A 24251-nucleotide genomic window follows, 5' to 3' on the forward strand; every position below is an offset into this window, starting at 1 on the left:
TCATGGCCAATTTTAAAATAACAAAAGAAAACGGCATCGCAACCATCATCATGGATCAAGTTGGCTCTGAAGTGAACACCTTATCTGTTTCACTTTTAGATGAGTTCAAATCATTATTAGATGACATTGAAAGCGACAAAGATGTTAAAGCTGCGGTATTGACCTCAGGCAAGGACAACTGTTTCATTGCCGGTGCTGACATCAAAGATTTCATTGACATCAAGGACTCAAAAGAAATTGAGCAGTTATCACGTGATGGCAATGCCATTTTGATGCGCCTGTCAAAACTGAAAAAGCCAGTCATTGCAGCCATTAATGGTGCCTGTCTGGGTGGTGGTTTGGAAGTGGCCATGGCCTGTCATTACCGCATTGCCAGCACCGACAAGAAAACTGTCTTTGGATTACCAGAAATGAAACTGGGTTTATTACCCGGTGGCGGCGGTACACAACGCCTGATTAAATTGACCAATTTACGTTTTGGTTTAGATTGCTTGCTGACGGGTAAAAATATATACCCATTCAGTGCCAAAAAAGCAGGCCTGGTTGATGCCTTAGTTCATAAAGAAGGCTTACAGCAAGCTGCTTTGAAGATAGCTTCTCAACCAATCAAACGCAAAGCCAAAAAAGTGGGCTTACTCGATAAAGCTTTGATGACTTCTACTGGACGCAATTACGTACTGAAAAAAGCACGTGAAACGGTGATGCGTAAAACACGTGGTAACTACCCTGCCCCACTGAAGATTCTTGACTGTGTTGAAACAGGTTTGAGTTACGGCATGGCAGCAGGCCTAGAAGCTGAAGCTGTTGGCTTTGGTGAATTACATGCCACAGAGGCAAGTAAGAACTTGATTGGTCTGTTCATGGCCATGCAAGACAACAAAAAACTTAAAAACAACAACAAAACTGAAAATGTCGATGCACTGACCATGATTGGCGCGGGCTTTATGGGCGCAGGCATAGCCGAAGTATCTATCAAAAACGGTTATGACGTGGTACTGAAAGACATTTCTGAACAAGGACTTGCCAGCGCGCTGCAAACCATTTGGTCTGATTTTTCTAAAATGGTTAAGAAAAAAGCCATGGGGGCAGTAGAACGTGACCGCATGATGTCAAAAATCAAAACAACCACCAAAGATGAAGACATCAATGACAGTGATTTGATCATCGAAGCCGTGTTTGAGGACATCAACCTGAAACAAAAAATATTGGCAGATGTTGAAGGCCGCTGCAAAAAATCCACGGTCTTTGCCACCAACACCTCATCATTGCCTTTGGCTGACATCACTGCCAAGGCTGCTAACCCACAAAACGTGGTTGGCATGCACTACTTCTCTCCAGTGCCTAAAATGCCTTTATTAGAACTGATTGTGACTGATAAAACGTCTAAGAAAGCAAGACAGATGGCCACCAATGTCGGTATCAAGCAAGGCAAAACCGTTATCACAGTTAAAGACGGTCCTGGCTTTTACACAACCCGCGTTCTGTCAGCATTGACACATGAAGCCATTCAAGTATTACATGACGGCGGCTCAATTGAAGACATCGACAATGCCATGAAAGATTGGGGCTTCCCTGTCGGCCCATTGTCGTTAATGGATGAAGTGGGTATTGATGTTGGTGCACACATTGCACGTGGCTCTCTCGGTGACATGTTTGTTGAACGTGGCATTGAACAAGACACCACAGTTCAAAAACTTGCGGATGCCAAATTGTTTGGTCGTAAAACTGGAAAAGGTTTTTATAACTACCCGAAAAAAGGCCGCAAAACAGTCAACAAAGACATTTACTCATACTTCGGCGGCGAAGAGCGCAAAACATTTGCTAAGAAAGACATCCAGAACCGAATCGGTCTGATCTTTGTTAATGAATGCGTATTGTGTTTAGAAGAAGGCATTTTGTTCTCTGCCAAAGATGGTGACTTGGCGGCCATACTTGGTTTGGGGTTCCCTCCATTCACTGGCGGTCCATTCAGCTATGTAGATGCCACAGGGGCCGATCAAGTGCTAAGCACATTGAAAGACCTTGAAAAACAACATGGACTGCGTTTTAAAGCAGCCAATTTACTGACATCTCATGCTGAAGCAGACAAACCATTTATAGAATAAAACCATAAGCGTATTAAAGGCCAGATTGTCTGGCCTTTAATTCAGTTAACCGACTTAAGCTTTAACCACTTTATTTTTACCTGTATTTTTAGCTGCTAACAAGGCTTTGTCTGCGCGCTTAAAGGTTTCAACAGTTAATGACTCTCCACGACACCATTGCGCCACACCAATACTTACAGTGATGTTAATCTGCGTATCAGTTGTTCCCACACTGATTTCTTCAGCTGAAATCAACAATTTACTTGCCACGCCAAACGCCTCATCTAAGTCAGTCACCGGCAAAATCACCATAAATTCTTCACCACCCCAACGGTAAGCATTGTCTGTTTTACGAATCTTATCTTTAAGTAAGGCAGATAGCTTTCTGATAACCAAATCACCCACATCATGTCCATGAATGTCATTGACCGGTTTAAAGTTATCAATATCAATTAACAACAATGACAACGCTGAATCTGTATTTTCTGCAAATCTTTTTTCATTTCTTGCATGAGTAGCCAGCGCTCTGCGGCTATATAATCCGGTCAACTGGTCCTGCTCAGTTTTGGACCGAATTTTTCTTTTAACCTTCATACTGTATTGCACCCACTTTAAAGTGCCATAAGCAGTTACAGAAAAACCAATGGCGCCAAAACAGGATGCCAAAATTACCAACACATCACCAGAGCTCTGAAACACCAAGCCCAAAGTCAAAAATGCAAAACCTAAAAAACTCAAGAAAAAACCAAATGGCAAAGACTGTGCTTTTATTTTCTTGGCGTAAACATTATTAATCGCAAAGAATGCATATGATATACAGGTCAAGAACGAAAAATTGATGATGGTTAACCAATGAACTTCTAACTTCAAAGGTAATCGTTTCAGTGAAACAAAAACAATAACCGCACACAAAATTGCAAAAATAACGGCATGCTGAATAAACCTGTTCAGGTATTTTTTATCAAATATCCAAGCGTACATATGGGGAGATGCGGGGGGGGGTATCAAAAGTGGGACTATTGTAACAATCTACCCGGATTTTAATTGCAAAGATTTGTCACAAACCGTTCACCATATTCAAAAGGGATGCGGTGAAAAAAGGGGCATCTTTGGCATCTAGGTGAGAACTGTCTGGGAGTACAAAACTATCAAGTAAAACATAGTCCTTAAAGTGAACCGACTGCCAGCCTTCATACTTTTCAATCACATCCCAATATGTTGATTTTGGGTAATACTGTTCATCCAGCGCCCAATGGCCCTTATCCGTAGGCATTCGAATCAACAAAACACGTCCACCTCGGCTTGTTATTTTATGACTCAGCCGTTTCATTTTATCAACTTGATTTGACCAAGTCGATGAGTCCATAGGTGGTTGGTCTTGGTAGTTTTGTTTTTTTTGTTTAACGAAATGCTTGACCATTTCATCTTTATTCAGATCTGAGTAATCGCCCGATTTTGACAAGTCTAAATGCTCTTTGACATAAAAAGGTTTAGGAAAGGCGCCTGTTTTTTGTACCTTTTGAACTAATATCTGTCCATTTAATTCAGGGTGCAGGAACCTAAACTTTGATTGCAACCACGATGACAAATAAGCATTGGTGCTTTTATCCCAAGTGGCTTCATCCTCAAAATACCGATTATTTGGCTTTTGCATATCCCAGTAAACAGGTTCTAAGCTTTGAGCAACCAAAGAAACCCATACCTCTCCTACAAATGACTCATCATTAGCCAACGATTCAAATGTGGCCATCGGATATTGCCCATTGATGGTCAACTGAAAAACATCTTTTTCTGGCATGGTTTTTCGAATGGTTTCACTGTGTAGCCCCAATTGAGCACGCGACGCACCTAATATGACAAGTGCATCAGGGTTATCTTGGGCTTTCTTGCGGTAATATGACCACAAATCTTGGTCAGAAACCACAGAGGCCTCATGGCCTTGTGCTTTCAACCAAAGCTCATACAAACCAAAAAAAATCAGCAAGGCCACGACCAATAAAAGCCATGATTTACCCCAAGCAACATTGTCTGATGGTTCAGAATTGGAAATATATGAAAGCATCTTTCTCTCCTGAACCTAAGATTATTAAAACCACACAGACAAAAAGCAATGCACTGCGACACCACCAAGGCATTGCCATCAATACATCTGACATCAGCCTGTGTCGCAACCTCCATTGAACCAGCAATAAAGTCACAAAAGCCGCAAGCACAAAACCCATCCACACATCCCACGACAACAAATCATCAACAAGCTGCATACCAAACATAGCACGGAACATTTCACTGACCTGCGTCATATTTTCCGCTCTGAAAACCACGAAAGCCCACACCACAAAAAGTAATGTCATCAGTGAAAACAACCATTGTATAGCGGTTGAACTGAATAATTTTGGCCATGAACATCGTTTCAATCCGCGCTCAATCAACAAATACAATCCGTGTAAAAACCCCCAAAGCACAAATGTCCAGGAGGCACCATGCCACAGCCCACCCAGTAGCATGGTAAACATTAAATTTTTTCCCGTTGACCAGAAGCCGTGTCGATTACCACCCAAAGGAATATATAAATAGTCTCTCAACCAAGAGGACAATGATATATGCCAACGACGCCAAAAGTCAGAAAATCCAACCGCAGCAAACGGTGCTTTGAAATTAACAGGCAGATTGAAACCCAAGCACATGGCCACGCCTATGGCACACAAAGAATAACCTGAAAAGTCACAAAATATTTGACCTGTGAAAAACAAAGACCCCAACCATGCATCGGTACTGCTGGCTTGAGCTGACTGATTAAAGACTTGGTCAACCACGGGTGCAAACCAAGCATCTGCCATCACTGTTTTTTGAAACAAGCCTATCAGAAAAAGTGCCACGCCCGTTGAAAATTGATCGACACTTACCCGTACTTGCTTGAGTGTTTGTGGTAAAAAATCAATGGCCCTGACTATAGGCCCTGCCACCAGTTGTGGAAAAAAACTGACATAAAGCGCGTAGTCTAAAAAACTGTGCCAAGGCTTTAAACGTTTGAAGTATATATCCAGGGTGTATGACAACGTTTGAAATGTATAAAAAGAGATTCCCATGGGTAAGATCAAGCCAGGATCTGAAACTTGCCACTGCACCCCAAGGTTTAATATTAATGTATTGAAATTTTCCAGTAAAAAACCAGCATACTTGAACACCACCAGCATGCCCAGATTTAAAAACAAGCTGACAAACAACCACCTTCGTCGTTTATTGACCTCTTCTGACTGGTGAATCTTTTGTGCCACCTGCCAATCCCAAAAGGTTGAGAGCAGCAACAACAAAACAAAGGGTGGATTCCAAGCCGCGTAAAATAAATAACTTGCCAATAACAGGTGCGACTTTTTCAATCGCCATGAAATGGGCAAGTGGTGCACAAAAAGCACCCAAAGAAAAAACAAAATGAACGTTGCTGAATGAAACAGCATCAGGCCGTTACAAAATCAGCCAACCAGCGCTCTAATGCTTGCCAAGCATCACCTGCAGCTCGACCTTTGATGATGGCATCAATATGCGCCAACTGAGACAACTGCTTTTCAAAATGAAGCGGTGCAAAGCGGTTCAAACATTGTTGAATCACCGCCTGGCGGTTCTGCCAAATTCCGTGACGCCTATAATCTGCTGCACTGACATTGTGGTTTTTGGCACGAATGGCAGCCAAATCGCACAACATGCGAGATTCTCTTTCCAATGCCCAATGAATCACTACAGGAGACAGGTCATTTTTCTTTAAAGAACGCAACACTCGAATGGCTTTCAATACATGACCTTCAAGTAAATTATCAGTCAAGCGAAAAACGTCAAAGCGGGCATTGTCCGCAACTAACCCAGCCACGTCTTGACCACTGATTTGCGCATCAGCAAAACGCATTTTAAGCTTCTCTAATTCCTGAGCAGCGGCCAATAAATTGCCTTCCAAGCGCATGCTCAACAAAGCAATCGCATCTCTGTCCACATTAAGCCCTATTTGCTGACAGCGACCTTGAATCCAAGCAGGCAATTCATTGGCTTTGGGCTGAAACACCCGCAAAAAGGCGCCCCTTTCAGACAACGTTTTGACCCACTTGGTTTTGTCATTACTGGCAGTCCATTCATCACAACGAATCAACAGCATGACATCAACTGGCATGTTACCAACAAACTCAACCAGCGCTTTTGATCCCGCCGTTCCTGGCTTTCCTGTGGGTAAATGCAATTCAATCAAACGCTTGCTAGCAAACAATGACATATTGCCTGCACTGTCACTTAATTGATACCACTTAAAAGACTTGTCAACTTGATGCAATTCACGCTCAGTAAAGCCTTGTGACTGCGCTTTTTTCTTGATCGAATCACAGGCTTCTTGCAACTGCAAAGGCTCGTCACCAACAACCAAGTAGCAGCTCAATAAATCGCCTGACAAATGTCTGTTTAACTGATTAGCATACAAGCGCATCTGATTAGTCTTGGCCTGATTTATGTAAGTTATTTTGTGTCGGCAGCCTTCTGATGATCATGTCGGCCATGTCCTGATACATTTGCTCCCTAAGGATGTTTTCCTCTGCTTGGCCGCCAGTGATTTGCTCAATATCAAAAGAGTAATCACGAGAAATGGTCAATAATTGCCTGTCAACCACCGTGTTATCGAATTCAATAACAGAAAAAATCAGCTTATAATCTAATCGGTATTCTTGCACTCGATTGTTGACACCTATAGATTGAACTACTTTTTCAAGTCTGTTTTCATGCACAATAATGCGCGATTTGGCATCATTAACATCTTCAAAAAGCTGCACACCTTGATTACCCAGCGCCATACTCAATGGACGGTATAAAGGAGAGCTGGTTTCCAGTTGCAAATAACTTTGCTTCAGCGCATCAGACAAAGGCACTGCTTTTTTCAAATGATAACCACAGGCCGATATCAAAATGCACACCAACAAAACCAATCCAACTGACTTTTTCATAATCACTTCCTTAAATCACCACATTGACAATTTTCTTAGGCACCACGATGACTTTCTTCGGCGCCTTACCTTCCATAAATTTTTGTACTTTCTCATCAGCCAATGCAAGCGCTTCAATGTCTTCTTTTGACATGTCAGTCGCTACAGAGATGGTTGCGCGTAATTTACCATTCACCTGCACTGCCATATTCACTTCATCTTGAACCAAAGCCGCTTGGTCAACCTTTGGCCATGAGGCATCGCATAACAGCCCATCTTGTCCCAATGTTTGCCACAATGCTTGTGTCATATGAGGGGCAAATGGACTCAGCATCATCACCAATGAAGTCCAACCTTCTTGTAACACAGCCAAGCTTTCAGCCGTATCATCACCGTGCTTTTGCAAAGCATTGGTTAATTCCATCATCGCGGCAATGGCCGTATTAAATGTTTGACGCTCACCCACGTCTGCGGTCACTTTTTCAATGGTTTGGTGAACTTTTAAACGCAATGCTTTTTGCTCTTTGGTCAAGGTTTGCGGTATCTCCAATGGTGCGATGCCCGCTTTTTCAATGAAGCCGTGGACTTGGTTCCAAACACGATTAAGGTATCGTGACGCACCCTCCACACCCTCATCGGCCCATTCTAAAGATTGCTCAGGAGGCGCAGCAAACATCGAGAACAAACGCACCGTGTCGGCACCGTACTGATCAATCAATGCTTGTGGGTCAACTGTATTACCTTTTGACTTAGACATTTTGGCACCGTCTTTAAGCACCATACCTTGGGTCAAAACATTCTTAAACGGCTCATCAGATTTGACCAAACCTTGGTCACGCAACACCTTGTGATAAAAACGGGCATACAACAAATGTAAAATGGCATGTTCAATACCACCAATATATTGATCCACGGGCAACCAATGATCCGCTTCTTCTGACAACATGCCTTGATTGAAGTCAGGGCAGGTATAGCGTGCATAATACCAAGACGATTCCATGAACGTATCAAATGTATCTGTCTCACGTGTTGCATCTTTACCGCATGTTGGACAGGTGGTTTGATAAAAACCTGGGTCTTTCTTGATGGGTGAACCACCGGTTTCATCAAAAGTCACATCTTCAGGTAAAACCACCGGCAATTGATCTTCAGGCACGGGTACCGCACCACAGTCATCACAATAAATCACTGGAATAGGACAGCCCCAATAACGCTGGCGAGACACGCCCCAATCACGCAAGCGGAAGTTCACTTGAACTCGACCTGTTCCATTGGATTCAAAGTGCTTCGCCATGGCATCAAATGCTGTTTGAAAATCCATACCATTGAACTCACCTGATTCAATCAATGGGCCCTTTTCTAACAAGGCTGCTTGTGATAAATCACCTTCACAGTCAATCACTTGATTGATGGGCAAATGATATTTTTTTGCAAACTCGTAATCACGTTGATCATGAGCAGGAACGGCCATCACGGCACCGGTTCCATAGGTCATCAAAACAAAATTCGCCACCCAAACAGGCACTTTTTCACCCGTCAAAGGATGTACCGCATCAAAGCCTGAATACATGCCTTTCTTTTCCATGGTTGCCATGGCTGCTTCGTTACTTTGCTCTTTACCGCATTGTTTCAAAAATGATTTCAACGCTGCATTGTTTTCAGCTGCTTGCAGTGCCAAAGGATGTTCAGGCGCAACTGCCATATACGACACACCATATAATGTATCTGGGCGTGTGGTATAAATACTCACCTTACCAAAATTTTCAACGTCAAAATCGAGTTCCAAACCTTTGGATTTACCAATCCAATTTTTTTGCATGGTTTTAACTGAATCAGGCCAGCCTGGCATGTTATCCAAAGAACTCAACAACTCTTCAGCATAATCTGTGATTTTCAAAAACCATTGCGGAATGGTTTTACGAATCACATCAGCACCCGAGCGCCAACCTTTACCGTCAATCACCTGTTCGTTGGCTAATACCGTTTGGTCAACTGGATCCCAGTTGACTACTGCGTCTTTGCGATACACCAAGCCTTCCTTCATCAGCTTAACGAACATCCACTGTTCCCAGCGATAATATTCAGGCTGACACGTCGCCAATTGACGCGACCAATCGTAAGCAAATCCCAACCGTTTTAATTGCTCGCTCATTTCATCCATATTGGCATAAGTCCAAGCAGCAGGTGCGGTTTGATTTTTGATGGCCGCGTTTTCAGCAGGCAGGCCAAAAGCATCATAACCAATTGGGTGTAACACATTCTTTCCTTGCATCTTCTGATATCGCGCAATAATCTCACTCAATGTGTAATTACGCACGTGCCCCATATGCAACTTGCCACTGGGGTAAGGAAACATGCTTAAACAATAGTACTTTTCTTTGTTTTCGTCAGGTTGAACTTCAAAAGATTTGTTCTCATTCCAAAGTTGTTGGGCTGATAATTCAACTTGCTGCGGATTGTATGCGGGGGTATGTTCTGAACTCATTCCAAAATATCGCGTTAGGGCAAAGCGGAAATTATACGGTTTCAGCCCAATCGGGTAAAGCCGTGATTGCAATCTATCGCTGTAATTGTGGATGAATGGGTAGGGCCATCATTGATTTGGCTATGATAACCCTACACAATAAGTCTGTTATTCGATTTCTGGCTCAACTTCACGATCATGTAATACCACAATCGTATGACCTTTGACTGCCAAGTTTCCTTGCTCCTCTAGGTCCTTAAGTACGCGTCCAGCCATTTCTCTTGAACAGCCAACTATGCGTGATATTTCTTGTCGTGATATTTTGATTTGTGTGCCATCAGGATGTGATAACGCATTGGGCTCTTGGCATAAATCAATCAAAGTACGTGCGATGCGCCCAGAAACATCCAAGAAAGCCAAACGGTGCACTTTTCTCGAAGTTTGTAATAATCGATGGGTCAGCTGCGTTCCAATCGCGTACATCAAATGCAAACCATCTTCTTTCAATTCGTTTTCTAATAACTGCCCCAAACGCACATAACCAATTTCCGCCACTTGTGTCACGGACCGTGTTCTTACCATAACTTCACGCCGCTCAGTTTTCATGAACAGGCCCATTTCACCAATAAAGTCGCCCTTATTGAGGTAGGCTAGAATCAACTCTTTGCCTTCGTCATTTTCATAAGAAATGGAGACAGAACCTTCGACAATATAATACAAAGTATTGGCTAAATCACCCGGTCGAATCACTGTGGTCTTGGTAGGAAACTTGCGCAAATGACAAAACCCTAAAAATCGGTTTAAGGCATCAACACTGAGTTTAAAAAAACTCAGGTTTTGAAAGCGCTCTTGCAAATACAGTTCATCAAAAACTGCTTTTTCTAATTTTTTCTTAGGCATGATCCCTCCTTTAATTCACACTGCCTCAGTATTTCTTGGTACGCAATAAACTTTTTTACTCACATACAAACAGTTATTGTACATGAGAATGGGTTACTTTTGAAACACTGCTTCACATTCAATCAATAAGTCTTCCCTACAAACATCTGCAGCCAACACCACATAATGATTAATTTTTGATTCAGCCAAACAAGTCAACACCTGAGGAATGTCATCAGGATTTCTCAAGTAAAAGCGAAAAACACCTTGGTGAATTTCCACCTTATCTTCACTTTGCTCTAACAAGGTTTGAACATTTAAAACCGATTCATTGAATTGTTTGACCACATCTCCTTTGTGATGGGTTTCATGACCAACCACACTTGCGGTACCTGAACATATCAACAACCCAGAGTGCCACATGGCACGTGCAAACCGAGGTTGTTTGGGCGCATAATGCGGCGGATATTCCCAAGCTGACATTTGCCTGTTGTTTTCCAGGCCCTTGCCTTTGGTTTTGGCAAACAAAAAAACGAAGTTATTCTCTTCTCTGTGGGTACCAATCGCAGTAGCCGCTGGATTCTGGGCTTGAAACTCAGGAAAATGATTCAGCACATCTTGTCGAGCAACACAAAAATGCTGATAACGCTCTAAACCATTTTCATGGTCATTGATGCGTGGGAAAAAATTCCATGTCCTGATTAACGATTTAAATCCCAACAACCGTGCTTGGGACAATGCCTGTTGGTACACTTGTCGGCTGATCGCTTCAATATCCGATGATTCAGGCGTCATCAATATGACCAAAAAATCATCACTCACCCATTGCTGACCAAAGGCCAATTCACTAAAAGTTACTTTTGAATCTGTTATCCAAAGCTCCTGATAAGCTGCTGATTGAGCCAATACTTCAAATGGCACAGGCATTTTCTCAGCTGAAGATTGATTTGAATCAAAGTCAAAACACATCAACTCGAATACTTTTTTCTCGCTTGAATTTGGATTTACAGAAAGATACGACAAGGTCAGTAAAGCATGTATAAAAGAGCCGACATTATCACCAAAATCACAAAACAACACAAGCCATGACCAACGCTTTAAAGGGCAAATTACAACAAAGCTGTTTAAGCCTTGTTCCTGATACCTTAAAATACCGCCTTTTATGACAACAATTTGAACATGAGCATTCAATTACATAACACACTGACAGGAAAGAAAGAGCCTTTCCAACCGATCGACGAAAACCGTGTGACCATGTATTTGTGTGGACCCACAGTCTATAACTATGCCCACATTGGTAATGCAAGGCCAGCTGTTGTTTTCGACGTTTTAAACCGCTTGTTGCGTTTAAGCTACCCAAATGTCATCTTTGCGCGCAACATCACGGACATTGATGACAAAATCAACAACTACGCTAAAGAAACAGGCCGTACAATCAAAAGCATTTCAAGTGAATACGCCAAAGCCTATAACAATGACTTAAAAAGCTTGAATGTTCAAATGCCGGATGTGGAACCTTATGCCACGCACCATTTGGGCGAAATGATTGCCATGATTCAAACCCTGATCGAAAAAGGCCATGCCTATGAAGCTGAAGGTCATGTGCTTTTTAACGTCAATTCATATGATGACTATGGTAAATTATCTAAAAGAAATTTAGATGACTTGCAAGCTGGCGCTCGAATAGAAGTTGCAAGTTACAAGAAAAATCCAGGTGATTTTGTATTATGGAAACCTTCTGATGACACCTTACCCGGCTGGAACAGTCCTTGGGGACGTGGCCGTCCCGGCTGGCATATTGAATGTTCTGCCATGGCCGCCAAACATCTAGGTAAAACCATAGACATCCATTGCGGCGGCAAGGATTTGGTTTTTCCTCATCATGAGAATGAAGTGGCCCAAAGCTGCTGCGCCAATGACACCCAAAACTTTGCCAATTACTGGGTACACAATGGTTTCATCACCATGAGCGACCAAAAAATGTCTAAATCATTGGGCAACATTGCTTTGATTAAAGATGTGGTGGCCGAAAATAACGGTGAAGTGGTGCGCTGGCTGCTCTTAAGTGCGCATTACAGACAGTCTGTAGATTTTTCGCAAGCCTCCTTGGAACAGGCTCAAAAAACATTGAATCGCATCTATACCACACTGCGGGACAACCAACACATTGAAGCTCAGGCTGATGCAGCTATTGATATTGAATTATTAGCGGCATTGAAAGATGATTTAAATACACCGATGGCTTTTGCGCGCATCAATGCCTTAGCCAAACAACTGGCCAACGCAGAAACAGATCAAGATAAAGCTAACATCAAGGGTTGTCTGATGGCCAGTGCAGAATTGTTAGGTATATTCCATATGCCTGTCGATGAATGGTTTGCACAAGAACAAGATGTAGATGATGAGTTGAAGCAAAAAGTAGAACAACTCATCATTGACCGCAAACAAGCCAGAGCAGATAAAGATTGGGAGAGGTCTGATGCCATTCGCGATGAAATTGATGCACTGGGAGTTATACTTGAAGACGCTAAAGATGGCACACGTTGGAGTTTAAAATGAGTCATTTAGACCAAACAAGCCAGGAAGAAGTGATCGAAACTTTTGACCTGTTCGATGACTGGTTAGAAAAATACCAATACATCATAGATCTGGGCAAAAAATTACCTGCATTAGATGACATCCATAAAGTTGATAAAAACTTATTACAGGGCTGCCAGTCTAGGGTTTGGCTGGTTCATGAATTCAAAGACAACACGCTGACTTTTCATGCCAATTCTGATGCCGCCATTGTTTCTGGCTTGGTTTCATTGGTGCTGTCTATCTATTCAGGACACTCACCTCAAACAGTGATAAACACAGAACCTGAATTCATTGAAAAAATAGGATTGGCTTCTCATTTGTCTTCAACAAGAAGCAACGGCTTGAATGCCATGATTGCCAAAATCAAACAAATAGCTCAGCAATATTGACTGAATGCGGCTGTGAGTATATGACCACAGCCGCATTATTTATCATAATTCAAATCAATTAATACGAACGCCTTTTTTCTATTGTTTTATTCACTGTTCTTTGAATCCGCTCTGCAGCACCGTCTATTGCCTGATGAATATCTGAAGCATGGTGCGTTACCGCAATAGGATGTAAACCACTGATGCGAGCCTCTATGGTACAACGCAAATCATCATCTCCGCCTTTGGGCCCATTTTCATCTGCCAAGTGGACTTCAATTCTAGTCACTTGATCTTTGTGGTGATTTAAAGTATTTCCCATTAAGTCTTCAACATATTGGGTTAACAACTCACCACCATTGATTCCATGGTTTACATTGACTTGAATTTGCATATTTTCTTCTCCTGTTTAGCTTACTGTCAGATATAGAGCTGTGGTTGCTTTAACGAATTTCAAGCAAATTAAATCGAATAAAAGAAAAGAAAAAACTTGCCAATAAAAAATATTCTTATATACTGTGCAACCTCAGTGCCGGGGTGGCGGAATTGGTAGACGCGCCGGATTCAAAATCCGGTTTCTTTACGGAAGTGCGAGTTCGATTCTCGCCCTCGGCACCATTAAATTTTACCAAATTTCAAACTTTCTGAAATTTAAAAATTTAAACCCTTCAAATTAAAAATCCAAATGACGCCCCCCTCTTAAAGATAAACAATCAACTTTAGTTTTATTACTCTAATGGTTTTGTAAATAATTGCACCCACTATTTCCAAAAAAAACAAACCATGAACATTTTTAATAACAACATGAAGCCAGGCACACACGATGACCATTTGACAGTTTATGAAAGTCTTGAAGCGTTGGCGCCTTATCCCAAAACAAAAGGGCAGCATTCATCAAAATCACTTTTTCATAGGATTTTCAATCTATTCACCTTTAACAATCATTAAAGGATTAAATCAAAAAACAAATTGTACTCGCAATTGCAACAATTTTGGTTGGTCTGAAACACCTCCTTTTTCTGCCTTTGAATCAATATAATTCAATGCCATTTTCCAGTCGCTGTTGACATACCAATTCAAACCCAAAGTCCAATTGTCCATGGTTCCACCGACAACCTCATCATCATTCAAATCCATACTTGAATAATGCAAACCCAGCTCCCAAGCGCCACTTTTCCTTGAAGGCTTAACTGAACCAAAAAGCCCATAGTTTTGGTCATAATTTCGTGATTCACCGGTCAAGAAAAAGCTGCTGAGTAATTGTTGCCATTTTCAACCAAGCCAAAGACACTGGCAAAAACACACTAAAACTCAACAAACTACCATCACTCAAAGCCATTTTTAAAAATGGGACATTCGGTGATTTGATTGCTGGCACTGAACCAATTGCTGTTGTTATTTCCGCTTCCGGCGGCATGTGAGGCTGAGTTTCCAGAGAATGAGACGTCACAAAACTCAACTGTGGCCAATGTATTTGGCATGCCTTGCTGACTGGCACCACCGTTACTGCTTTTATGTACCATAAATAAGGCACCACCCAATCCGCTGGCGCCACCTGTGGCCTGTGCCGCGTTGTTGTTGAAATCAGTGTTATTGATGGTTACATCACCGCTTCTGATAAACACAGCGCCACCCATACCGGCACCGTGCAAAGTGGCACCAAAACCAGGGTCGCTGTCTGATCCACCACCAAACCCACCATCACCTTTTGAGACAGAATCACCGCCGCCGCCACCAAATCCACCATCACCAGCTGAAGCGCCAATCGAACCTCCTGCACCACCGCCGCCGCCAAAGAAACCATTGTCACCATCGCCACCAATTGAATTTGATGCATCACCACCTCGTCCAAAACTGCCATAAAAACCACCATGTCCTCCAGTATTACCCGAAGCAGAGGCAAACAGGCCACCACCCCCATCATCACCATGACCAAACATACCACCACCACCTTCAAATAACAAGTGATCTATACCACCTGAAGCAAGGGAGTCACTGAAGCTCAAATTATTGATGGCAACTTCTCCTGTATAAATAAACAAACTGCCTCCCATGCCTGCTCCGCCGGTAAAACCTCTACCACCTTGAGCCAAGCCATTGGTCATATCAAAATTTTGTAACACCACTTGCCCTGATTTAATGAACAATGGCCTGAATTGGTCGTTTCCACTGATGGTTCTTCGGGTGCCATCGCTTTGAATGGTCACATTGGAATCAATCAGGCGTTTCATCACACCTGTTATGGTCACATCGGAGGCCAAGGTGATGATGTCATCACCGGGTATGGCATTGGATGTTTTGATGGCCCAACTGAGGGTGTTTTCTGTGTCACCCAAGCCATTGTCAGATGAGACTGTGACCACTAAATTTTGTTGTACCGGGCACAGTTGTGTTAAGTCTTCAGCCACGCCACCCAAGTCAAACACATCATTGTCATCATCGGGAACACCTGATGAACCCGATGCAAAGTTGTTGGCAAATGTATTCTCGCAGCCAGTAACACTGGCGAGTTGTGCTGGCATGCCTTGATGATTACCGTTGCTGTTGGTGGTTGAATGCAACACAAAAACACCACCGCCCAAACCTTTGGCCCCATTGGCCGCCAACGCAGAATTGTTATTGAAATATGAGTTGCTGATATGAACTTGACCCGTTCTTACGAATACCGCGCCTCCCATCCCTGCCGATGCACTGTAGGCAGCACCATAGCCAGGAATGCCGCTGTTACTGCCATAAGAGCCAGCATAAACCGCACCCGCTCCAAAACCGCCATTTCCAGCCACGTTATTACCAGTGGTGTCAGCACCGCCACCACCAAAACCACCATGTCCTGAAGGCCAGCCGCCACCGCCTCCAAAACCACCGTTCTCAGCTGGAACATTACCCGTGTAATCACCGCCAGTACCAAAATCCGGGGCTGTGTTTTGATAGTTACCATTCCCCCCATAACCACCATAGTTACCACTGCCCGAAGCAAACAAACCACCTCCGCTGTAATCACCGGCATGACCCAACATGCCGCCGCCACCTCGTGTGTATGTGCCGGATAAATCATCACCACCACGAGTAATGGAGGTATTAAAATCAACGTTGTTGATGCTGACATTACCGTCATAGATAAACAGCCCCCCTCCCATACCGGCTCCTGGAGCACCAACACCAGAATCCCCGCCTTTGGCCAGTCCATTATCAATGTTAATATCTTGCAGGGTGACCGTGCCTGATTTTATGAACAGGGGTCGGTGAGTTGCATTGCCGTTAATATATCGGCGATTATTGCTGTCGGCACTTTGGATGGTCACATTTGAATCAATCAACCGTGTCATCACGCCATCTATAATGACATCCGTGTCTAAAATGATGGTGTCATCCCCGGGTGTGGCATTGGCTTGTGCAATGGCCCAACTGAGGGTATTTGTCACATCACCTGTGCCATCATCATATTGCTCGCTCACGGTAAAATTTGCCGCCATCACCGAACAGGGCAGACACAAGGAGATGGCACTGGCCAAAAGATTTCTTTTTAATGTAGTTTGTTGTTTTTTCAATGGTTGCTGTTTCATCTTATTCACCCTTGTTTGTTTCAGTCATCAAAACTGTTTCTAAAAATTAAATCACCGGCTGCTCCAAATTCAAAAGCACCCACGTCACGTTGACCCACAGCAATGAATTCACGCTGATCTATCGTTGTTGCGTTGTTGTCTCCCGCATCAATGGCGAAACTACCAGACATTAAGGCGTGAGTTAACACACATGAACCATCAGGCAGCGGTGTGGTACAGCCATTATCTGCAATGGTATCTATCAAGGAAGCATCCAACCCGCCTGAAATATCTGCTCCGGTGCAGTTGTGGTCATCTTGGTCAGAATGGTTGTTATTGCCCATCATTTGCACTGGATTGAAAACATGGCAATCTGCTGAATTATCGGTTGCTGTGTTTTCACTGAACAGGTTATTGGTTATGCCAATGATGGTGGAATCAAAGGCGGATATTCCCGCTCCGGTTGTGGCTTGATTATCAATAAAAGAACTGTTTTTGATGGCATTGACAGTTGAGGCAATACGTATTGTTATACCTCCTCCAGCACCAATGGCGGTATTATTTGAAAATGTTGAGTTCTCTATCAAATCAACATCGCTTTCATTGATAAATAATGCTGCTCCATTCGTACCAGACACATTTCTCATAAAAGTAGTGCCTTTAATAGAGCCTAACTCACCTCGATACACATACAATGCACCACCGGCAATTAATGCTGTGTTTTCAATAAACTGTACATTTTTAATCACAGAAATACTTCCGGTGTTATCAACCGCACCGCTAAAATTGGCGCTGTTCTCACTAAAAATGACATTCTCAACCCTTAACTGACCCTTATTATTTATGGCACCACCAATCCTGGCGTCATTACATCCATTCAACAATAAAATGTTTTTTAAATCCAAATCACCTGTTGTTGAAACTTGCAACAGCCCAAACTCGTCAGCTGTTCGTGTCTCATCTAATTGACAATTTAAAAACCTTGCTCTTTGAATTTGATGCCCATTACCGTCTAATTTAATGGCAGAACTGATATAAAGTAATCCAGTGTCTGTTGTCACTTTTCTAACTAACTCGATGTCATCACCCAGCAAAACTTGATCCGTGGTATTGGCATTGAGATTGGCACAGAAAATGGCATTGTTGAGGTTTTGCGCATTGAAAACTGTGGTGGAAAAAGCAGCAATGATACCCATGTTTATATTTGCGCATTGTTCTGCATCAGTTAACAACTCGAATGCTCCAATATCCCTGCTGCCGCTGCCAACTCCCAAACCTCTTTGACCACCACTGGTGGCGCCTGAGCCAGTGGCATCAATGGCTTGAGAATTCTGAGCAATGCTGACCGTTTGGACACAAGTTCCATCGGCCAGACCATTGTCACAACCATTATCAGTCAGAGTACTTACGGTCGCCGGGTCTAAATTGGGGCTAAGTAAACCCGGACAACCACCTGAACCGTTGTTTGATAAATTAAAGGTTCCGATTAAAAACCCTTCACAATCAGCGCCGCTTGTTACCGCTGTATTCATGTGTAACAAGGAGTTTCTTAGGGTGATTGTGCCATCTTGCTCATTAAAGATTGCACCACCAGAGGTTGTTGCTGAATTGGTTGAAAATGTGCTGTTAGACAGTGAAAAAATTGTGCCACTGAAACGGTTGTACAGACCGGCACCATGGGTGGCGGTGTTGTCATAAAAGGTGTTGTTATTGAAATTATTAATGGTTCCCCAGTTATAAAGCCCGCCACCTTGACTGTTCGCAGTACCGATATTTCCACTGAATGTGGTGCTTTGTAATAGATTGGTCGTTCCATAATTAAGCAGACCTACACCAAATTGTGAAGTATTGTTATCGATGCTGTTGTTAATCATGTTGATGATGGTTCCAGGGGATTGGTTTTGAATACCACCGCCGTCAAGTGTGGCCGTGTTATTACGGATGATACTGTTTTGGATATTTGTGATGGTTTTTTGATTTTGGATGCCACCACCTCGGTTGGCTGTGTTATCTCTAATGATGGTATTGATAACCGCCAAAGTTCCCAAATTCAACACCCCAGCACCGGCATTAGGAAAGCCGATTTCGGTGCCATCAATACAACCATGAGCCAATTGCACATGGTTCAGTTCCAAATCACCAGTAGCCAAAACCCTGATTAACCTGAACTCAGAAGCATCGAGTACATCATCTCGGTTACAAAACAATGTGTTATCTCGTTGAATGGTAAAGCCCTGGCCATCAAGAATGATTTCAGATCCAATTGAGATGAGCCCTGTGTTGCCATAACCATCGGCTTCATGAAATTGGGTCAGGGTGACATGCCCAGTCAGGCGGATGATGTCTTCCCCCACCTCACCAGCAGTACATTCATTTACAGATTCATTGCCATTGGCAGCAACAATGGCTTCATTAATTGAACAAACACCATCAACAGCAGTAACCCCATTGGTCCCATCGACCACAATGGTGGCAGCTTGTGACAAGCCAATTCCAACCCAAACCATCAATACAATAAATTTAACTCTTGACCCAAAACGCATATAACACCTCTTAAAAAATCATGGGAATAAACTTTCCTTAACCATTCAAAGCGAGATATTGATCTTCAAGTGTCAAAATATTTTTATTTATTGAAGGCTATTTTGAAACGGTATTTTTAGGTTGTATTAGTGTAGTGCGGATTCTACCAAATGATGAACCCGTTTAAGGCCAGCTGAATCTGGGGCATATATATCGGTTGCGCGGTTCTTTGCTGCCAATAGCAATTCTTCAGCCAAATCTTTAAACCCACATTTTTGCGACAATTGGCCTATCCACAATTCATTGTATAAACGGCGCCAGCTCTTTTCTGAGGTTTTATTGACCTCTGGTAGAAGTTGGTCGATTTTATGTTGGGCTTGTTGACAGCTTTGGGCATCAGCATGTGTGCCAATAATATTGGCCAATTCAATGATTTCTAAAGCAAGGGTGTTTTTTTTGTTGCTTTGAAAAACAGGCATGATTCTATTAAGTATTTGCTGAGATTCTTGATGTCTGTTTGTTTTAGCCAACAACCTGGCTAAATTACTTTGGTTACTCGCAACACGGTACGGATTATCAGCATAATACTTTTGTCTTAATGCCAATGATTCTCTAAAAAACTGTTCCGCTTGCTTAAGTTCCCCCATGTCTTCATACAAGTAGGCCAAATTATTGATGGCCAAGACATAACTCAAATTTTCGACACCATAATATTTTTTATTCAATGAAACTGCGGCCTCATAGCTTTCCTTTGCTTTGGAAAAGCGGCCAGAATCATGGTATAAAATGGCTAACTCACCAAAAAGAATGGCTGTTCTAGGGTGTTCGTTTTTGTAGAGCTTTGTAGAAATATCTTTCGCTAACAAGAAGGTATCTTCTGCTTCTGCAGTTCGATTTAGGCGATTGAGTTTTGTGGCTTTGGTAACCAGCCGGGTGAAGTATTTGGGATGAAATTTACCAGTGTCTTGTTCTGCATGGTAAAGGGCCTGCTCAATTTGCTGCAAGGCCTCTTGTTGATCCTTTGTTGAGATTGACAACTCATTGTACACCCTGCCCAATAATTCATGGTCTTCTGTATTTTCTTGCTTGAGCACATGCAAGGCAGCAGTGAGCCTTGTTCTGGCCTGTTCTTTTTTCCCAAGGCTCGCTTGTAAAGTGGCCATCTTGCTGTGGTGCCAGGCAATTTCTACTGGATCTGATAGTTGCTGACTTAATTGTTCGGCCCGTTGGGCATAATCTCTGGCTTTATCCGGTTGGTTACTTAAAAATGAGATAACTGCCATTTGCCCCAAGGTGATTACTTGGCCTTTGATGTTTTGCTCTTGTTGATATAGTGGTAAGGACTTTTGGTAATAATCCAATGCTTTTTGACTGTCTCCAAGGTGGTGCTGAATGCTGGACAAGGTATTGAATAATTCAGCTTTGAGAATTGGTTGGTCGTTCAGGCCATGTTCCAGTTGCCGCTCGGATTGAGCCAACACATCATTTAAGCTGATGTCCTCACCTTTGTTTGCCAATGGCGAAGCTGATTTGAGGATGTTAATCAAAAAATCTTTGGTTCGATTGGCAATATCCGACTGTTGCTGCGCCTCTTTACGGGCCGCTATTTCCAAATCCCTTTGCTGGCTGATTTGTTGTTGGCTGTTGTACATCACCACAGGTAAAATAATCAAGAAGCATAAAACAGCAGCAGACAATAATGTTACTGTTGGATTTCTAGACAGCAGTTTTCTAAGCTTATACCAAGAACTATCACCCATAGCCAATAATGGCTTGTCATCCAAATAATTCTTCACATCACTGGCTAATGCTGAAACTGTACCGTATCGTCTGTTTGGCTCTTTGCGTATAGCCATCATAATCAGGTTATCTAAATCACCTTTTAAATGTTTGTTGCTGTAATTTCTATTAAGCTGGGGCAACACCTTAACCTGACTCGGTGAAGTTGGAATTTTTTCCGTAATTTCATGAATCAATTCACTGGGAACTTCAGTTGAAACCGCTTGTGCCCGTTGACCAGTTAACATTTCATACAACAACAAACCCAATATATATATGTCAGTAGCTGTTGAGATGGGTGCCCCTGTGACTTGTTCAGGACTGGAATATGCCAGCGTCATGATAGGTACGGTTTGGGTATCCTCTGTATTGGATTCCAACATTTTTGCGATACCAAAATCAAGCAGTTTAACCACACCTTCATCGGTAACAATGATGTTATTCGGCTTGATGTCTCGATGTACCACCAAATGTGAATGGGCATAACTGATGGCATCACAAATTTGTAAAAAAATCTTTAAGTATTGCTTCAATTTAAAATGGTGCTTTTTGCAATATTCCAACAGAGGCAATCCCTCAACCAATTCCAAAATCATATAAGGTCTGGGACTGTTGGAATCACCTAGCAACTCTCCACCACCGATCAATTGAGCGATGTTATTGTGTTTTAAATGCGCCAAGACTTCACGTTCATTGCGAAAACGTTGTAATTCTTTTTCATCATGCATTGGCTTCAAGAATTTTACCGCCACTTGATGGCTGAAATCACCTTCATCCCTGATGGCTCGCCACACCTCACCCTGACCACCATGCCCAAGGGGCTGGGTTAACACATAAGAGTCAATCTTCATACCTGCCTCTATGGGCTTGATATCAAGTCCGATATGCACCGAATCAATGATGGTGCCAGTTAATTCAACTTGATTGACATCAATTTGTAACAGCCTTTTGACTTTCTGCTTAACCTCATCACTGTATTCACTGGCATCAATCACAGCCTCCTGTTCACTTTCAGGGTATTGGGCGGCGAGGTCAAATAATTGTTTGATGTGTTGTTTCATGAAAAAAGACTAATTGAGTGAGGTTTCATTTAAAAAGTCAGCTATAAAAGCTTTGGCAAAACGCACTTCTCTGGCCAGTGTTGCCATGGATACTTCTGAAATTTCAGCCGTTTTTTCACGAGAAATACCGGTAAAATATAGTAACTCTATAATTTTGGCACAACGTTCACTGACCAACTCTAATTCATCAATGGCTTGATTGATCGCTGCAAAATCCATGACCTTAAAACCAGCAATTTGCAGTCCTTCGGTAAAATTCACACGATTCAAATAAGCTCCATGTTTCATTGTGGCTTTTTGTCGGCCGTAATCAATCAGCAACCGTCTCATTTGTCTGGCCAAAATAAATAAATAAGCATTATTTTTGGAATCATCTAATTTGGAATGAGATAATTGCACATAGGCTTCATGCACTAAATCTGTTGGAGATAAGGTATGACCCTGACGCTCTTGACTCATCAGCTTGTTGGCAATAGTCTTCAACTTCAGGTAAACGTCTTCATCAAGTTCATTCTCGTGATCGTTGAATACACTGGTCATCATCATTTTAAAAGGCTTGAATCATCATTGATAATAACCCAATTTAAGCTGAAATCGCAATATTTACAATGACCTCAAATAAAACTTGTTCTGTTTGATGACAAAAGGAATGTTCAATTTATCAAAATTCCCTTAACAATAGTCAGGAATAACCAAGGACACCCTCCTTTTAAAAATATAGTCTCAATTCCCCCACAAGTGTGTAGCAAAATATGAACTGAATTTTTCCATTGAAATGATTGGGGCCAATATGAATAAAAAGGCCAGCCCCTTTATAAAAATCTCCAAAACCTATATTACTTTCAGAACATAAGCAGTCGGTAATCACAGAATCAGCCCGTATTCAAAACCACTTTTTTAGCTCAGATGATGTTAAAAAACGTATTGCAATCTGAGTTGAGTGAACTTTGGCCGGTCTTTGATTTGACCTTTTTCAGCCTTTGAATCGATGTAGTTCAAGGCCATTTTCCAATTGCTGTTGATGTACCAATTCAACCCTAAAGTCCAATTGTCCATGGTGCCACCGACAATTTCTTGGTCATTTAAGTCAATACCTGAATAGCGCAATCCCAATTCCCATGCGCCACTTTTTCTTAACGGCTTAACCGAACCAAAAATACCATAGTTTTGGTCATAGTTTCGTGATTCCCCAGTAAAGAAAAAACTGCCCATAACGTACCAGCTGTTAAAACTTAAATCACTGGCTTGTGACCTGTTCGGGTTTTGTTGCATGTATTCTGTTTGAATAGACCATGGTCCATTAAGCCAAGCCAGCTCTAGACCCATGGTACTGTAATCACCTACGCCATCTATATGACCTGTGTTGACCAAACGCGTGTCAGTAACATGAGACTCGGGCCTTGTTCGACTTCTGTAGATCCCACCGTCTGTTGTTCGCCATGCCAAGCTGCCGCCCAGATGCCACAAATGACCGTTTTGCTCTGTTGACCATGCCAATCTGGCTGATGCACCGTGACTGTTTACATCACTGTCTCTAAGGTTCCTGTCATAATAACCAGTCGCAAACATCCAATGATCTGACCAACGCGTATAACTGACACCTAAAGCACGATCTGGCACAAATGCCACTGGCAGAGAACGCTCAATAAACATCAAATGCTTTGAACTGGTAAAACCTTCCAAACTGACCATTTCAAAAATTTGTCCCAATTGAATCACACTGTTTTCCATACCCACATAGGTTATATGTAAATCCTTCCACTCACCACCACCGGCAAAATCATATTGCGCCTTGTACTTCCAATTGGACCCCAGTTTTCCTTTGGCATATAAACGTGCCCGACGTATCTCTTCACCATCTCGGTGGGCAAAACTGTCTTCATCGACACTCAAATAATCTGCCTGTATGCGACCACCGAAAGAAATCCAATCTGCAGCGGCTGAATTGACAAAACACAAAAGCACCATTAACAATACATTCAAGCCCAACCTTTTAATATTCATAACACCACCTCATAG

General features: G+C 42.4%; 18 protein-coding genes and 1 tRNA gene. 4 read left to right on the forward strand and 15 right to left on the reverse strand.

What is annotated here, in order from left to right:
- Window positions 1-2 precede the first annotated feature (2 nt).
- Window positions 3-2105 (forward strand): 3-hydroxyacyl-CoA dehydrogenase NAD-binding domain-containing protein, encoded by a 2103-nt coding sequence (locus tag FET73_RS09320; RefSeq protein ID WP_154223671.1) that lies wholly within the window; start codon window positions 3-5, stop codon window positions 2103-2105.
- 54 nt (window positions 2106-2159) lie between these two features.
- Here the strand turns inward: FET73_RS09320 and FET73_RS09325 are convergent, their stop codons facing one another.
- The 8 genes from FET73_RS09325 to FET73_RS09360 all read right to left on the reverse strand — a co-directional run bounded on the left by FET73_RS09325 (window position 2160) and on the right by FET73_RS09360 (window position 11570).
- A complete protein-coding gene (locus FET73_RS09325) occupies window positions 2160-3065 on the reverse strand; it encodes a GGDEF domain-containing protein (protein ID WP_154223672.1) in 906 nt (301 codons plus the stop codon).
- Window positions 3066-3141: 76 nt separating this feature from the next.
- The gene (locus FET73_RS09330) at window positions 3142-4146 is read right to left on the reverse strand and encodes a hypothetical protein (RefSeq protein WP_154223673.1); all 1005 of its coding nucleotides are present in this window, start codon (window positions 4144-4146) and stop codon (window positions 3142-3144) included.
- The gene (locus FET73_RS09335) at window positions 4121-5488 is read right to left on the reverse strand and encodes an MBOAT family O-acyltransferase (protein ID WP_218944306.1); all 1368 of its coding nucleotides are present in this window, start codon (window positions 5486-5488) and stop codon (window positions 4121-4123) included. The genes FET73_RS09330 and FET73_RS09335 overlap by 26 nt, the downstream gene beginning before the upstream one ends.
- Window positions 5489-5538: 50 nt before the next feature.
- Window positions 5539-6546, reverse strand: coding sequence for a DNA polymerase III subunit delta (gene holA / locus FET73_RS09340; protein WP_154223675.1), 1008 nt, complete (start codon window positions 6544-6546; stop codon window positions 5539-5541).
- A 4-nt stretch (window positions 6547-6550) separates the two neighbouring features.
- Window positions 6551-7057 (reverse strand): LPS-assembly lipoprotein LptE, encoded by a 507-nt coding sequence (locus FET73_RS09345; protein WP_154223676.1) that lies wholly within the window; start codon window positions 7055-7057, stop codon window positions 6551-6553.
- Between the two features lie 10 nt (window positions 7058-7067).
- Window positions 7068-9521: a leucine--tRNA ligase gene (gene leuS / locus FET73_RS09350; protein WP_154223677.1), complete on the reverse strand. Its 2454-nt coding sequence runs from the start codon at window positions 9519-9521 to the stop codon at window positions 7068-7070.
- Between the two features lie 147 nt (window positions 9522-9668).
- Complete coding sequence (crp, locus tag FET73_RS09355; protein ID WP_154223678.1) at window positions 9669-10400, reverse strand: cAMP-activated global transcriptional regulator CRP; 732 nt, start codon at window positions 10398-10400, stop codon at window positions 9669-9671.
- A 93-nt stretch (window positions 10401-10493) separates the two neighbouring features.
- A complete protein-coding gene (locus FET73_RS09360; protein WP_154223679.1) occupies window positions 10494-11570 on the reverse strand; it encodes a chorismate transformation FkbO/Hyg5 family protein in 1077 nt (358 codons plus the stop codon).
- Between FET73_RS09360 and cysS the strand changes: the two genes are divergently transcribed.
- Both cysS and FET73_RS09370 read left to right on the forward strand, forming a co-directional pair.
- Window positions 11559-12938, forward strand: coding sequence for a cysteine--tRNA ligase (gene cysS, locus FET73_RS09365; RefSeq protein WP_154223680.1), 1380 nt, complete (start codon window positions 11559-11561; stop codon window positions 12936-12938). The two genes, FET73_RS09360 and cysS, sit on opposite strands and share 12 nt — an antisense overlap.
- Window positions 12935-13348 carry a SufE family protein gene (locus tag FET73_RS09370; RefSeq protein ID WP_154223681.1) on the forward strand — a complete coding sequence of 138 codons (414 nt, stop codon included), beginning with the start codon at window positions 12935-12937 and terminating at the stop codon, window positions 13346-13348. Before cysS ends, FET73_RS09370 begins: the two co-directional genes overlap by 4 nt.
- A gap of 58 nt (window positions 13349-13406) precedes the next feature.
- Here the strand turns inward: FET73_RS09370 and FET73_RS09375 are convergent, their stop codons facing one another.
- A complete protein-coding gene (locus FET73_RS09375) occupies window positions 13407-13721 on the reverse strand; it encodes an HPF/RaiA family ribosome-associated protein (protein ID WP_154223682.1) in 315 nt (104 codons plus the stop codon).
- 137 nt (window positions 13722-13858) lie between these two features.
- On the opposite strand from FET73_RS09375, the gene FET73_RS09380 reads away from it, so the two are divergent.
- Window positions 13859-13945: transfer RNA gene (locus FET73_RS09380), tRNA-Leu, on the forward strand.
- 339 nt (window positions 13946-14284) lie between these two features.
- Here FET73_RS09380 and FET73_RS09385 read toward each other — a convergent pair.
- The 6 genes from FET73_RS09385 to FET73_RS09410 all read right to left on the reverse strand — a co-directional run bounded on the left by FET73_RS09385 (window position 14285) and on the right by FET73_RS09410 (window position 24236).
- A complete protein-coding gene (locus FET73_RS09385) occupies window positions 14285-14569 on the reverse strand; it encodes a porin (RefSeq protein WP_154223683.1) in 285 nt (94 codons plus the stop codon).
- Between the two features lie 83 nt (window positions 14570-14652).
- Window positions 14653-16890, reverse strand: a complete 2238-nt coding sequence (locus FET73_RS09390; RefSeq protein ID WP_154223684.1) for a hypothetical protein — start codon at window positions 16888-16890, stop codon at window positions 14653-14655.
- 20 nt (window positions 16891-16910) lie between these two features.
- Entirely contained in the window at window positions 16911-19412 is a 2502-nt protein-coding gene (locus FET73_RS09395; protein WP_154223685.1) for a choice-of-anchor Q domain-containing protein, read from the reverse strand.
- A gap of 126 nt (window positions 19413-19538) precedes the next feature.
- Window positions 19539-22232, reverse strand: a complete 2694-nt coding sequence (locus FET73_RS09400) for a serine/threonine-protein kinase (protein WP_154223686.1) — start codon at window positions 22230-22232, stop codon at window positions 19539-19541.
- Between the two features lie 9 nt (window positions 22233-22241).
- Window positions 22242-22775, reverse strand: coding sequence for an ECF-type sigma factor (locus FET73_RS09405; RefSeq protein ID WP_179952207.1), 534 nt, complete (start codon window positions 22773-22775; stop codon window positions 22242-22244).
- Window positions 22776-23144: 369 nt separating this feature from the next.
- Complete coding sequence (locus FET73_RS09410) at window positions 23145-24236, reverse strand: OprO/OprP family phosphate-selective porin (protein WP_154223688.1); 1092 nt, start codon at window positions 24234-24236, stop codon at window positions 23145-23147.
- Window positions 24237-24251: the final 15 nt, after the last annotated feature.

The sequence above is a fragment of the Marinicella rhabdoformis genome, from assembly GCF_009671245.1.
GTDB lineage: Bacteria > Pseudomonadota > Gammaproteobacteria > Xanthomonadales > Marinicellaceae > Marinicella > Marinicella rhabdoformis.

Bases quoted from the DNA above. Each gene is read 5' to 3' on its own strand.
- FET73_RS09320 (WP_154223671.1), top strand. From the start codon at position 3: ATGGCCAATTTTAAAATAACAAAAGAAAACGGCATCGCAACCATCATC.
- FET73_RS09325 (WP_154223672.1), bottom strand. From the start codon at position 3,065: ATGTACGCTTGGATATTTGATAAAAAATACCTGAACAGGTTTATTCAG.
- FET73_RS09330 (WP_154223673.1), bottom strand. From the start codon at position 4,146: ATGCTTTCATATATTTCCAATTCTGAACCATCAGACAATGTTGCTTGG.
- holA (WP_154223675.1), bottom strand. From the start codon at position 6,546: ATGCGCTTGTATGCTAATCAGTTAAACAGACATTTGTCAGGCGATTTA.
- FET73_RS09345 (WP_154223676.1), bottom strand. From the start codon at position 7,057: ATGAAAAAGTCAGTTGGATTGGTTTTGTTGGTGTGCATTTTGATATCG.
- leuS (WP_154223677.1), bottom strand. From the start codon at position 9,521: ATGAGTTCAGAACATACCCCCGCATACAATCCGCAGCAAGTTGAATTA.
- crp (WP_154223678.1), bottom strand. From the start codon at position 10,400: ATGCCTAAGAAAAAATTAGAAAAAGCAGTTTTTGATGAACTGTATTTG.
- cysS (WP_154223680.1), top strand. From the start codon at position 11,559: ATGAGCATTCAATTACATAACACACTGACAGGAAAGAAAGAGCCTTTC.
- FET73_RS09370 (WP_154223681.1), top strand. From the start codon at position 12,935: ATGAGTCATTTAGACCAAACAAGCCAGGAAGAAGTGATCGAAACTTTT.
- FET73_RS09375 (WP_154223682.1), bottom strand. From the start codon at position 13,721: ATGCAAATTCAAGTCAATGTAAACCATGGAATCAATGGTGGTGAGTTG.
- FET73_RS09390 (WP_154223684.1), bottom strand. From the start codon at position 16,890: ATGAAACAGCAACCATTGAAAAAACAACAAACTACATTAAAAAGAAAT.
- FET73_RS09395 (WP_154223685.1), bottom strand. From the start codon at position 19,412: ATGCGTTTTGGGTCAAGAGTTAAATTTATTGTATTGATGGTTTGGGTT.
- FET73_RS09400 (WP_154223686.1), bottom strand. From the start codon at position 22,232: ATGAAACAACACATCAAACAATTATTTGACCTCGCCGCCCAATACCCT.
- FET73_RS09405 (WP_179952207.1), bottom strand. From the start codon at position 22,775: ATGATGACCAGTGTATTCAACGATCACGAGAATGAACTTGATGAAGAC.
- FET73_RS09410 (WP_154223688.1), bottom strand. From the start codon at position 24,236: ATGAATATTAAAAGGTTGGGCTTGAATGTATTGTTAATGGTGCTTTTG.